General features: G+C 66.8%; 13 protein-coding genes and 1 pseudogene. 8 read left to right on the forward strand and 6 right to left on the reverse strand.

Going from position 1 to position 12,185, the window contains the following annotated elements:
* Positions 1–89 precede the first annotated feature (89 nt).
* From rpmH to HMPREF0058_RS01335, 8 genes are all read left to right on the forward strand, one after another.
* Positions 90–227, forward strand: a complete 138-nt coding sequence (gene rpmH / locus HMPREF0058_RS01300; protein WP_006547843.1) for a 50S ribosomal protein L34 — start codon at positions 90–92, stop codon at positions 225–227.
* Positions 228–230: 3 nt separating this feature from the next.
* Positions 231–605: a ribonuclease P protein component gene (rnpA, locus tag HMPREF0058_RS01305; protein ID WP_081449130.1), complete on the forward strand. Its 375-nt coding sequence runs from the start codon at positions 231–233 to the stop codon at positions 603–605.
* Positions 602–910 (forward strand): membrane protein insertion efficiency factor YidD, encoded by a 309-nt coding sequence (gene yidD, locus HMPREF0058_RS01310; RefSeq protein WP_034234900.1) that lies wholly within the window; start codon positions 602–604, stop codon positions 908–910. The genes rnpA and yidD overlap by 4 nt, the downstream gene beginning before the upstream one ends.
* Before the next feature lie 73 nt (positions 911–983).
* Positions 984–2,147 carry a membrane protein insertase YidC gene (gene yidC / locus HMPREF0058_RS01315; protein WP_006547846.1) on the forward strand — a complete coding sequence of 388 codons (1,164 nt, stop codon included), beginning with the start codon at positions 984–986 and terminating at the stop codon, positions 2,145–2,147.
* A gap of 37 nt (positions 2,148–2,184) precedes the next feature.
* Positions 2,185–2,727: a Jag family protein gene (locus HMPREF0058_RS01320; protein ID WP_006547847.1), complete on the forward strand. Its 543-nt coding sequence runs from the start codon at positions 2,185–2,187 to the stop codon at positions 2,725–2,727.
* A 113-nt stretch (positions 2,728–2,840) separates the two neighbouring features.
* Entirely contained in the window at positions 2,841–3,437 is a 597-nt protein-coding gene (gene rsmG, locus HMPREF0058_RS01325; protein WP_050765652.1) for a 16S rRNA (guanine(527)-N(7))-methyltransferase RsmG, read from the forward strand.
* Positions 3,438–3,604: 167 nt separating this feature from the next.
* Positions 3,605–4,507: a ParA family protein gene (locus HMPREF0058_RS01330; RefSeq protein WP_006547849.1), complete on the forward strand. Its 903-nt coding sequence runs from the start codon at positions 3,605–3,607 to the stop codon at positions 4,505–4,507.
* On the forward strand, positions 4,507–5,769 hold the full coding sequence (locus HMPREF0058_RS01335) for a ParB/RepB/Spo0J family partition protein (protein ID WP_040319467.1): 1,263 nt from the start codon (positions 4,507–4,509) through the stop codon (positions 5,767–5,769). The genes HMPREF0058_RS01330 and HMPREF0058_RS01335 overlap by 1 nt, the downstream gene beginning before the upstream one ends.
* 142 nt (positions 5,770–5,911) lie before the next feature.
* Here the strand turns inward: HMPREF0058_RS01335 and HMPREF0058_RS01340 are convergent, their stop codons facing one another.
* The 6 genes and pseudogenes from HMPREF0058_RS01340 to HMPREF0058_RS01365 form a co-directional block, all read right to left on the reverse strand.
* Positions 5,912–6,874: a D-alanine--D-alanine ligase family protein gene (locus HMPREF0058_RS01340; RefSeq protein WP_006547851.1), complete on the reverse strand. Its 963-nt coding sequence runs from the start codon at positions 6,872–6,874 to the stop codon at positions 5,912–5,914.
* A gap of 8 nt (positions 6,875–6,882) precedes the next feature.
* The gene (locus HMPREF0058_RS01345; RefSeq protein WP_006547852.1) at positions 6,883–8,190 is read right to left on the reverse strand and encodes an aminotransferase-like domain-containing protein; all 1,308 of its coding nucleotides are present in this window, start codon (positions 8,188–8,190) and stop codon (positions 6,883–6,885) included.
* Between the two features lie 156 nt (positions 8,191–8,346).
* The gene (gene thrC, locus HMPREF0058_RS01350; RefSeq protein ID WP_006547853.1) at positions 8,347–9,774 is read right to left on the reverse strand and encodes a threonine synthase; all 1,428 of its coding nucleotides are present in this window, start codon (positions 9,772–9,774) and stop codon (positions 8,347–8,349) included.
* 178 nt (positions 9,775–9,952) lie between these two features.
* Entirely contained in the window at positions 9,953–10,279 is a 327-nt protein-coding gene (gene trxA, locus HMPREF0058_RS01355) for a thioredoxin (RefSeq protein WP_006547854.1), read from the reverse strand.
* Between the two features lie 64 nt (positions 10,280–10,343).
* Positions 10,344–11,270: a thioredoxin-disulfide reductase gene (gene trxB / locus HMPREF0058_RS01360; RefSeq protein ID WP_006547855.1), complete on the reverse strand. Its 927-nt coding sequence runs from the start codon at positions 11,268–11,270 to the stop codon at positions 10,344–10,346.
* A 100-nt stretch (positions 11,271–11,370) separates the two neighbouring features.
* Positions 11,371–12,185: pseudogene (locus HMPREF0058_RS01365) on the reverse strand (hypothetical protein); the annotation flags it as partial.

Consider the following 12,185-nt stretch of genomic DNA (forward strand, 5'->3'; position numbering starts at 1 on the left):
ACGTCCCGGTCCATGGGGCAGCCAGCACGAGCGACAGTGCCGCGAATCCCGTGATGCACTGTTCCGATCATCCGACCAGGAGTACACCCGTGAGCAAGCGGACCTTCCAGCCGAACAACCGTCGTCGCGCCAAGGTGCACGGCTTCCGCACGCGCATGAGCACGCGCGCTGGCCGCGCCGTCCTCGCGTCTCGCCGTCGCAAGGGCCGCGCGCGTCTCGCTGCCTGACACGTGCTCCCCGCCGCGCACCGGATGCTGCGGAGTGAGGACTTCACGACCGCGGTGAGGTCGGGTGCGCGCGCAGGCAGCCGCAGGCTCGTCATCCACTACAGCGCCGGCGAGGCCGGGGACACGACCCCGGCCCTCGTCGGCGTCGTCGTGCCTAAGAAGCAGGTGGCCAAGGCAACGCACCGCAACCGGATCAAGCGTCGCGTGCGTGCGCTCATGCGCGATCGGGTGGCTGGCCTGGAGCCGGGCGCCAAGATCGTGCTGCGAGGCCTGGCCGGTGCGGACGGTGCCACCAGCCAGGAGCTGGCCGCCGATCTCGATCGGCTGCTGGAGCGCGGTCGCTCCGGGAAGCCACGGCGCCAAGGTCGTGGGTCATGAGCCCCAGGCGTCAAGGCCTGGGAGCACGTGTGTTCCTGGCGGGGGTTCGCTTCTACCAGCGTTGGGTCTCCCCGGCGCTGCCGCGCCGGTGCCGTTACTACCCGACCTGCTCGGCCTACGCCGTCGAGGCGGTCCAGGTGCACGGCGTGGTCAAGGGGATCGTGCTGACGCTGTGGCGTCTGATGCGCTGCAACCCCTTGACGCGCGGGGGAGTGGATCACGTGCCGGAGCCCGGCCAGTGGCACTATCGCTACCCCCACGACATCCCTCGACCCGAGGCAGGTGCGGCGACGTCGTCGCTCTGACCCAAGCCGTGGCCGGTCCATCCGGCCGGTGGCCGCATGACACTGGCGGCCACGCCCCATCACAAGGAGTGCAATGGACGCGATCCTCTGGCCGCTGAAGGTGGCCGTTGCCTGGGTCATGGTCTACATCCACAAGGCCCTGGTCTTCATTGGCCTGCCTGACGGCCCGGGAGTGGCCTGGGTGCTGTCGATCGTGGGTCTGACGATCTTCGTGCGGCTGCTCATCATGCCGCTGTTCGTCAAGCAGATTCGTGCCAGCCGCGGCATGCAGCTCATGCAGCCCGAGCTCCAGGCTCTCCAGGCCAAGTACAAGGGCAAGACGGATCCCGCCTCCCGCCAGCGCCAGCAGGAGGAGATGATGGCGCTGTACCGCAAGCACGGCACCAACCCCTTCTCCTCGTGCATGCCGATCCTGGTGCAGATGCCGGTCTTCTTCGCCCTGTTCCGGGTGCTGGCCTCGCTGCAGGCCGTGGCGACCGGAACCTACGCGAACCACGACTCCATCGGGCCGCTGACCGCCCAGCTGGCCGAGGACGTCCAGGCCTCCACGCTCTTTGGAGCGCACCTGTCTGAGTCCTTCATGAACTCCTCGGACGTGACGACCAAGGTTGTCACGGTCATCATGATCATCGCGATGTCGGTGAGCCAGTGGTACACCATGGCCCAGCTGACGATGAAGAACATGCCCGAGTCGAGCAAGAACTCGGACAACCCCATGATGCGCTCCCAGCGCATGATGATGACGATCATGCCGATCTTCTTCGCCTTCACCGGCGTCCAGTTCCAGATCGGTGTGCTGGTCTACTGGGTGACGACCAACCTGTGGACCATGGGGCAGCAGTTCCTCACGATCCGCAACATGCCGGCGCCCGGCTCTGAGGCCGAGAAGAAGTACCGCGCACGCGTCAACGCCAAGCGCGCCCGCAAGGGTCTGCCGAGTCTGGAGGAGGAAGAGGCAGCCAAGCGCGCTGCTGAGCTCGAGGCCGCTGGCAAGACGGGTGGTCAGCGTGTCCAGCCCGTGCGCAAGAACCGCCAGAAGCGGGCCTCTGCGAACGTCTCGATGACTGAGGAGGAGCGCTACCAGGCGGCTAGCGACGAGGAGGAGGCGATCGAGGAGATCGAGACCAATATCGTGGGTCTGACTCCTGAGGAGATCGCTCGGCGTCGCTATGAGAAGCGCGCGCGCCAGCGTCAGCAGCGTAAGAAGTCCAACGGCAAGAAGCGCCAGTCGCGCTGAGCCAGCCCCACCCAGGACCTAGAGAACGGAACCTCAGATGAGTGAGAAAACCAGCGCCTCCACCGCCGTCAAGCACCTCGAGGAAGAGGGCGAGATCGGTGCCGACTACCTCGAGGAGCTCCTCGATATCGCTGACCTCGGCGGCGACATTGACATTGACATCGACCACGGCCGTGCCTCGGTCGCCATCGTGGCCTCGGAGGAGGGGGACGAGCGTGAGCTCGCCGACCTCGTGGGTCGTGATGGCGAGGTGCTCGAGGCTGTCCAGGAGCTCACCCGCCTGGCCGTTCAGGCCCGCACCGGCAACCGCTCCCGCCTCATGCTGGACATCAATGGCTACCGGGCCGCTCGGCGTGCTGAGCTGACCAAGGTGGCCCAGGAGGCCGTGGCGAAGGTCCAGGCCACCGGCGAGGTCGTTGCCCTGGAGCCGATGAACCCCTTCGAGCGCAAGGTCTGCCACGACGTCGTCGCGGCCGCGGGCCTGGTCTCAGAGTCCGAGGGTGCCGAGCCGCACCGTCACGTCGTCGTCCTGCCTGCCCACACGCAGGATGAGGCCGGCGAGGACGCCGAGCAGGACTGAGAATCGCCATGACGAGCCAGATGGGGGAGCGCCACCCTGGCGGGGACGCGGAGAGTGAGGCCGCAGCGCAGGTGGCGCAGGCAGCCGAGGACTTCGAGCAGCCGAGCCAGGAGATGCGCGAGCTGTTCGGCGTCGCTTTTTCCGCGGCCGAGCACTTCGCGGACATGCTGGTCGCTGAGGGGGAGCTGCGGGGCCTGGTGGGCCCGCGCGAGCTTCCGCGGTTGTGGTCCCGGCACATCGTCAACTCGACGGCCGTGGTTCCCTTTCTGCCTCGGCGAGGCAGCGTGGCTGACGTCGGGTCCGGCGCCGGCTTCCCAGGGATCGTAGTCGCATTAATGAGACCCGATCTAGAGGTAACGCTTATTGATACGATGGAGCGTCGGGTTGAGTGGCTCGAGCTCGTCGTTGCCGAGCTCGACCTGGACAACGTCACGATACGACGTGCTCGGGCTGAGGAGATCAAGGACCGTTACGACGCGGTCACCGCGCGCGCCGTGGCGAACCTGAGCAAGCTGGTGCGGCTGACCTCTGGCCTGCTGCGCCCGGGTGGCAGTCTGCTCGCCCTCAAGGGTGCCAAGGCCCAGCAGGAGGTTGACGACGCGAAGTACGTCATCAAGAAGGCGAAGCTCGAGCCGGCCGTTATTCACGAGGTCGTGACACCGGGCGAGGAGCTGACCCGAGTGGTCGAGGTCCGTCGTCGGCGTGGATGATGCGGCGCCCGGCGGACGTCGAGGGTACTGAGCGCCGGGGATGAGGCCTGGCCAAGCGGGGGTCACTGCAGTATGCGGTGGCCCCGCTCTGCGTGTCGGTGGACTCACGTAGACTGTGCTGCCTGGGGGAGTGACCCCGCAGATCCGGTCGTCCGAGGAGGACAGGTTTGTCAGATTCGTCCATCTTCGACCAGCTTCGGGCGGATCACGCCGCGTTGAACCAGGTGACCACCGCGGGTCTGGATCGACCCGAGCAGACCCGGGTCATCGCAGTGGCGAACCAGAAGGGTGGAGTCGGCAAGACCTCGACGACGGTCAACGTCGCCGCCGCGCTCGCCGAGGCGGGGCTCAACGTGCTCGTCATCGACGCAGACTCCCAAGGCAATGCCTCGACGGCACTGGGTGTACCGCATGGCGAGGAGGACGTGACGCTCTACGACGTCATGGTCGAGGGGAGACCAATCGCTGACGTAGCCGTGCAGACGAGGTTCGCGCCCACCCTGTGGTGCGTACCCTCCTCGATCGATGTCGCTGCGGTAGAGATCGAGCTCATCAACTCTCCCCAGCGTGAGTCGCGTCTGCGCCTCGCCCTGCGCGAGTACCTCATCGGACGCAGCGAGGCCGGCTTGGAGCGGCTGGACTACATCCTCATCGACTGCCCACCGAGCCTGGGCATCATGACGATCAACGCCTTCGTGGCGGCCGGTGAGGTGCTCATCCCGATGCAGGCGGAGTACTACGCACTGGAGGGTCTTGCTCTGCTCACACGCTCGGTGGACAGGATTGCGCAGATCCATAATCCTGCCTTGCGGGTGTCCATGATTGTCTTGACGATGTTTGACAAGCGCACCACCTTGGCTCGCGACGTCGAGGATGAGGTAAGGACCTACTTCCCGCAGGCAACGTTGCAAACGAAGATTCCGCGGTCGGTGCGCATTGCGGAGGCTCCCTCTTTCGGCGCGCCTGTGGTCTACTGGGATCCCCGGTCGACGGGTGCGGTGGCCTACAAGGTCCTGGCTCAAGAGATTGCGCAACGTGGCAGCGGCAGCCCTGCCCAGGAGGAGAACTGATGGCACAGAAGAAGCGAGGACTGGGGCGCGGACTGCAGGCGCTCATCCCGGAGGCGCAGGCAGAGAACCCCTCGCGGCGTCCCACGGACGTCTTCTTCCCAGCGGGTGGCTCCGTTCAGGCGCACGACGGCGAAGGCTCGTCTCACGCGGCTGACATCGCCTCGACTTTGCTCGCTCCCTCCAAGCGTATGCAGGCCTCGAAGCGGGGCGGTCGCAAGGGCGGTGATGTTTCACGTGAAACATCGGGTGCGGCGGGAGGTGCCGAGCGCGGAAGTGCGGTTTCACGTGAAACATCTTCGCCGGGTCGCCAGGGCGCTCAGGGTGCCGGGTGGCCAACCGAGGCTGCGGCCCAGGCCGGGGCTGCTCCGAAGGCGGTAGTGAGCTCCGTGCGGGGTGACGACGCGGCATCTGCTGACGGCGACGCGCTCATGCCCGTGCCTGGAGCGACCTTTGCGGATCTCCCGGTGGCGCTCATCCAGCCAAACCCCCGGCAGCCTCGCCAGGTTTTCGACGACGACGACATCGCTGAGCTGGCGGCCTCGATCAAGGAGGTCGGTCTGCTCCAGCCGATCGTCGTGCGTCGCGTGGACGGGCCAGACGGTGAGGCAGCGCATTACGAGCTCATCATGGGTGAGCGGCGCCTGCGCGCCTCGAAGGAGGCGGGGCTCGAGACGATACCCGCGGTGGTGCGATACACGGAGGACGAAGACCTGCTGCGTGACGCGCTGCTGGAGAACCTCCACCGCGTGCAGCTCAATCCTCTTGAGGAGGCAGCCGCCTATCAGCAGCTGCTCGAGGACTTCAGCTGTACGCACGCCGAGCTGTCCCAGCGCATCGCGCGGTCGCGGTCGCAGATCTCCAACACGCTGCGCCTCATGAAGCTCCCGCCTCTTGTGCAGCGACGCGTGGCAGCAGGTGTGCTCTCGGCTGGCCATGCGCGCGCTCTTCTGGGACTTCCTGATGCCGCCGCCATGGAGCGCCTGGCTCAGCGCATCGTCGCGGAAGGACTGTCCGTGCGCGCCACGGAGGAGCTGGTGGCACTTCATGACGAGCCGGCCGGCGACGTGAAGGCGCCGGTCTTGCGGTCTCGCAGCACGCCGATGCCCCAGCTGTCGAGTCGGCTCTCGGATGTCTTTGATACCCGCGTCAAAGTGACCCAGGGTGCGAAGAAGGGCAAGATTACGATCGAGTTCGCCGGATCGGAGGATTTGGCAAGGATCGTCGGTGCGCTGGCGCCGGGCACGGACTTAAGTGAGCTCTGATCTGCGAGAACGCGAAGACGGGGCGGGATGTTTCACGTGAAACATCCCGCCCCGTCTTCGCGTGGACCAACCGGCCTCGCCGCGCGACTGAGCCGGCGAACGCGCCGGAGGACCGCGCCGGGCGGCAGGCAGCGGAGCCGGTCTAGCGGACGAGCGGGTGGTGGACGAGAGCGTCGTAGAGGCCGGGAAGGTCACCGGCAGCCTCTGCGGCGAGGGGGAGGAGGGAGGTCTCGGTCATTCCCGGCACGACGTTGACGTCAATGAACCATGGCGTGCCCTGCTCGTCGAGGATGAGGTCCGTGCGGGAGACATTGCCCAGGCCGAGTGTGCGGTGCACGCTCAGAGCCGTCTCCTGCACGAGAGCGGTCTCCTCGGCACTGAGCCGGGCAGGTGCGAAGTACTCCGAGCGTCCCGGGTTGTACCGGGCGTCGAAGTCATACTGGCCCTCGGTGACGACCTCGACCGGCGGTAGGGCCTGCGGGCCTTCGCCAGCATCGACGACCGAAACAGCGATCTCGCGACCTGCGACGTAGGCCTCGATGAGGGCCCGCTCGTCATAGGCAAAGCAAGCCACCATGGCGTTGCGGAGCTGATCGGCATCGGAGGCGGGAGAGACGCCGAGCCCGGATCCACCCTGCTGGGGCTTGACGACGACGGGTAGACCGAGCCGGCTCATGACCGTGCCCAGCACCTCCTGGGCCCCGAGCTGGGAGAAGTAGGCCTTCGGCAGCGTGAGGGAGTCGGGTGTCTTCACCCCGGCTGCACGGACTCCCGCCTTGGCCGTGGGCTTGAAGGAGGCGCGCTGGCAGCCGTCGGAATGCGTGCCGACGTAGGGCAGGTCAAGGGCCAGGAGGATGTTCTGAAGGCCGCCGTCCTCACCGGGACCGCCGTGGACCAGCGGCCAGACAACGTCCGGGCCGAAGGCGCGCAGCGAGGCGATGGTGCGCGCATCGACGTCGAGGACGAGGACGGTGTGCCCCAGGTGCTTGAGCACCTGAGCCACGCGGTTGCCCGAGCGCAGGGAGACATCGCGCTCATGGCTGAGGCCACCGGCAAGGATGGCGATACGAAGAGGCTCGGCGGAAAGGAGAGTGGTGCTGCTCATCGTGGTCCTCAGATCTGGTCGGGTGCGGGAGCGACGACGCCGTCGTCGTGACGGGAGCGGGCGGGGCCGAAGAGCGTGACAAGGTCGAGGTCACGGGCGACGACCTCAGACAGGCGCCGAACGCCCTCACGGATCTCCACCGGCTCGGGGTAGCAGAAGGACAGGCGCATATGGTCTCGACCTGACCGGCCTCCGGCATAGAAGGCCGTGCCGGAGACATAGGCGACGAGGTTCGTGACCGCCCGGGGCAGCATCTCCTTGGCGTCTAGGCCCTCAGGCAAGCCGACCCAGACGTAGAAGCCGCCGTCAGGAACGTTCCATGTGCACATCGGCATGAACTCGTCGAGGGCAGAGACCATGGCGTCGCGACGGCGTCGGTACATGCCGCGGAACTCCTGGATCTGAGCCCGCCAGTCGAACTGGTCGAGGTACATGGCGATCGAGTACTGGCCCACGGAGGAGGGACACAGGATGGCGGCCTCGGAAGCGAGCTTCATCTTGTCCCGGACCGCCGGCGGAGCCACCGCCCATCCCACGCGATAGCCGGGCGCGAAGATCTTGGAGAAGGAACCGAGATAGACCACGTCGTCTGGCGCGAGGGTCTTGAGAGCGGTGTAGGTCTGCCCTTCGAATCCGAGCAGGCCGTACGGATTGTCCTCCACGATGAGGATGTGGTGGCGGCGGCAGATCTCGATCACCTGCGGGCGCCGCTCCTCACTGAGCGTGACGCCAGCCGGGTTGTGGAAGTTGGGCAGGCAGTAGAAGAACTTGATGGAACGACCCTCGCGCTCGAGCTGGGTGATGCGTTCCTCGAGAGCCTCTGGGATGACGCCGTCAGCATCGATGGCTACGTGCTGGACGTCGGCCTGGTAGGTCGAGAAGATGCTGAGCGAGCCAACGTAGGTCGGAGCCTCAGCCAGGATGACGTCACCGGGGTCGATAAACAGCTCCGTGATGATGTCAACGGCCTGCTGGGACCCGGTGGTGACAATGATGTCCTCGGGGTCGGCGTCGATTCCCTCCAGAGCCATAATCTGCGGGATCTTCTCGCGCAGGGCCGGTAGACCCTGACCATTGCCGTACTGGAGCGCGCGGCCGCCGTCCTTGCGGATCATCTGAGCGGTTGCGTCAGCGAGGCGGTCCAGCGGCAGGTCCTTGAGGTTGGGCATGCCACCAGCCAAGGAGACGACCTCGGGACGAGAGGCGACGGCGAAGAGGGACCTGGTCTCCGAGGCTCGGAGCCCGTGAGCTCGTGCTGCGTAGGAGTCCAGCCACGGGTCGAGTCGGTTCCCACGTACCTGGTTCGCGTCAGTCACGTCCAGCTCCTCTCAGGCGGGTCCTTCCGCGCCTAGAGGACAAGTCTGCCACGTGCCCACCGAGGGAGGAGACAGTGGTCACGTGGCAGAAGGTCGGCGTCAGTGTTTCACGTGAAACATCCGTAGCCAGTGGACCGGCAATGCCCGGTGGCAGCCTCAGGACAGGGCAGAGGCAACGATGATGCGGCGCAGTGCGGCAACGTCGTCGTCAATATCGGTCACATGCTGCGATGCGGCCAGAAGAACCCGCAGGGCATCTGGAGTGGGCGGCTGCTCGCCGATTGCCTGGGCAACGGTGTCGCCGAACTTGGCGGCCTTGGCGGTCTCGAGGACCAGCGTGGGGAAGCCCGGTTCCCTCTCACGCAGGGCGACGGTGACCCCGTCGGCCGTGTGAGGATCGATGAGGTAGCCGGTTGCGCTGTGGACGCGGCGGATTGCCTCGAGGCGGTCAGCGTGGGTGGAGCGGCCAGAGACAAAGCCGAACTCCTCCCTCATGCGCTCGCGGTGCGCCGAGAGGTCGAGGCGGCCGCTGCGCGCCAGCTGTGCCCACGCAGCCACGAAGTCCTCCTCACCCAAGAGCTGACGGATGAAGCGCTCCAGATTGGAGGCACGGGAGATATCCATCGAGGGGCTGGAGGTGGCCAGGGTCTGGGCACCTGAGCGCGGTGCGTAGACGCCGGTACGGAAGAACTCGTCCAGGACGTCATTCTCGTTCGTGGCGAGGATGAGCCGGCGGATCGGGACCCCCATGCTGCGCGCGAGGTGGCCGGCGTAGATGTTGCCAAAGTTCCCACTCGGCACGGCGACGTCCACGCGGTAGGCCGCTCGTGCCGCGGCCGTCAGCTCATCGGTGCAGCGCAGCCAGGCCCAGACGTAGTAGACGATCTGTGCGGCGATGCGACCAAAGTTGATCGAGTTGACGGCGCCGATGGAGTACTCGCGCTTGAAGTCGGCATCGGCGTTGATCGTCTTGACGAGCCTCTGGCAGTCGTCGAAGACGCCGGCCACGGCGATGTTGTGGATATTCGGCTCATCCAGGCTGTACATCTGGGCACGCTGGACGTCGCTCATCCTGCCCTGGGGGGAGAGCATGAAGACGCTCACCCCGTCCTGCCCGCGGAAGGCGTGCTCGGCGGCAGAGCCAGTGTCCCCGCTCGTCGCGCCAAGGATGTTGAGGACCTGGCTGCGACCACGCAGGACGAAGGGGATGGCCTGCCCCAGGAACTGCATGGCCAGGTCCTTGAAAGCCATCGTGGGGCCCTCAGACAGGCCGACGAGACCAAGCCCCTGCGCGACGTCGTCAAGGCACGTCAGCGGGACCACGGGGGAGGGGAAGCGCTGGGGCCCATAAGCCTGGGCAGTGAGCGTGCGCAGGTCCTCGGCGTCGATATCGGTGGCGTACAGACCGATGATCCGGGCGGCGAGCTCGGCGTAACTGAGGTCCCTGAGGTCCTCAAGGTCCTCGAGCGCCAGCTGAGGCACCTCGGAGGGGATAGCGAGTCCGCCGTCAGGTGCGAGCCCGGACAGGAGCACGTCGGTGAAACCGAGGGGCTCCATGCCCCCGCGCGTGGAGATGAACTGCATGTCCTCCGCCTTGGAAAGAAGCCACTGGGTGCGGCCTCAGTGTACTGGTGGGCGCATACGGGCACCGCAGGCGCCACATGACGAGCGCCGCTCACACGCGGTGTGTGGGCGGCGCTCGTGCGGCTCAGGCACGCTCAGGCAGGAGGTGCAGGCAGCAGATCGGGTTGAGGATCCTGCTTCAGGCCAGGACCTTCTCGACCTCGGCCTTGAAGGAAGCCTTGGGACGAGAACCGGCAAACTGGTGGAAGACCTCGCCGTCGCGGATGACGGCGAAGGTCGGGATGGACTGGATGCCGTAGGAACGAGCCGTCGCCGGGTTAGCGTCGACGTCGACCTTGACGAACTTGACCCGGTCACCGAGCTCGGCCGCGACCTCGTCGACGATCGGAGCCATCTGGCGGCACGGGCCGCACCAGGTGGCCCAGAAGTCGACGACGACGGGCGTGGTGGAGGACAGGACCTCGTCAGAGAAGGTGGCGTCAGTGACATCAAGGGCGTTGGACATAGGAGTTCTCCTGAGATGAAAGATGGTCGTGGGTAGACGCGAGGTGTGCGGGCCGAGGACTCGCTCAGGCCTTGAGTGAGGCGAGGTAGTGCTCAGCGTCCAGGGCGGCGCGGCAGCCCGAGCCAGCGGCAGTGATGGCCTGCTGGTAGACCGGGTCAGCGACGTCGCCGCAGGCGAAGACACCGGGGATCTTGGTGCGCTGGCTGGGAGCCTCGACCTTGATGTAGCCCGCCTCGTCGAGGTCGAGGACCTCAGCCACGAGCTCGGAGCGCGGGATCTGGCCGATCGCGACGAACAGGCCGGAGGCCGGCAGCTCGCGATGCTCGCCGGTCACGGTGTCCTCCAGGGTGACGGACTCCAGGGCTGCCTCGCCGTTGAGCGAGACGACCTTGGAGTTCCAGGCGAAGGAGATCTTCGGGTCGTCCATGGCCTTGCGAGCCATGGCGGCCGAGGCGCGCAGGGAGTCGCGGCGGTGGACCACGGTCACGGTACGCCCGAAGCGGGACAGGAAGGTGGCCTCCTCCATGGCCGAGTCACCGCCCCCGACGACGACGATGTCCTGGTCCTTGAAGAAGAAGCCGTCGCAGGTGGCGCAGTAGGACACGCCGTGACCGGAGAGTCGGTCCTCGCCCTCCAGACCCAGCTTGCGGTACTCCGAGCCGGTGGAGATGATGACGGTACGGGCCTCGTAGACCTCGTCGTCAGTGGTGATCCGCTTGACCTCGCCCTCCAGGTCCAGGGCCGTGACGTCCTCGTAGCGGATGTCCGCGCCGAAGCGCTCGGCCTGCTCCTGCATGTGGGTCATGAGGTCAGGACCCATGATGCCCTCGGTGAAGCCCGGGTAGTTCTCCACCTCGGTGGTGTTCATGAGGGCACCGCCAGCGGTGACCGAGCCTGCCAGCACGATCGGTGCCAGCTGGGCGCGCGCCGCGTAGATCGCTGCGGTGTACCCGGCCGGTCCGGAGCCGACGATGATGACGTCGTGGATCATGGCTCTCCTTGTGTCGAGCGTTCAGGAGGGTCGGCGAGACCCTGCTCCCAGTATCTCCTGCGGAACAGGTGATAGGACGCGTATGTTCCGAAGTATTTGCTTATCGGAGAGTGATCTCGCCGATAGTGACCTTGAGGAGCCCGTCAGACGCCGTCGGCAGATCGGTCACCCACACGACGACCGAGCTGGTCGTCGTGGCCGAGAACTCGAAGGTCGTGGTCCCCTCAGTGAAGGCTCCCTCGGCCAGCAGCGTGCCGCCCTGAGGGTCCTCAGGTGAGGTCGCGCGGATCTCCACGTGCCCGCCGCTGCCGGTGCCCTGCATCTCGATCGCGGAGACCTCAGCCTCCTGAGCCAGGGTGACCCCCACCCCGATGCCCTGCTTCCAGGCCATGGAGGAGGAGGCGTAGTAGCGCGAGTACCACGAGGTGCTCGGGTCGCCGTCGATGAGCGCACCGGCGAGCTCCGGGTGCTCGTTGTCGTCGCCGCCCGGGTCCAGGGACTGGGCACCGGAGATGGTGATCGGAGTCGCCTGGTCCTGCCCGGCCTGCGGGTCAGCCTGGTCCGAGCCGGAGGAGCCCTCGGAGGACGCCGAGGCTGCCGTCGGAACCGTCTTGGCGGCGGGGATGTCCTCGTCGCTGATCTTGAGGTTCGCCAGGGACAACAGGTTCGAGATCGCGAAGAAGGCGCCCACGAGCACGGCCACGAGGGCGGCCACCAGCACCATCGCCGTCGTCCGGCTCACCGCCCGGGAGGCCTCGCGATCCTCCTGGCTCGCCTCCTCCTCGGGCTCCAGGTCCTCAGGGGTCGGGGCAGGGGCAGGAGCGGGTGCCGGCGGCGCGCTCAGGACCGGCTCAACCGGGCTTGCGGCGCGGTCGTCCTGTGGCTGCGCCGGATCAGGCGTGCGGGCCGACGGCG

This window comes from Actinomyces urogenitalis DSM 15434, assembly GCF_000159035.1.
GTDB lineage: Bacteria > Actinomycetota > Actinomycetes > Actinomycetales > Actinomycetaceae > Actinomyces > Actinomyces urogenitalis.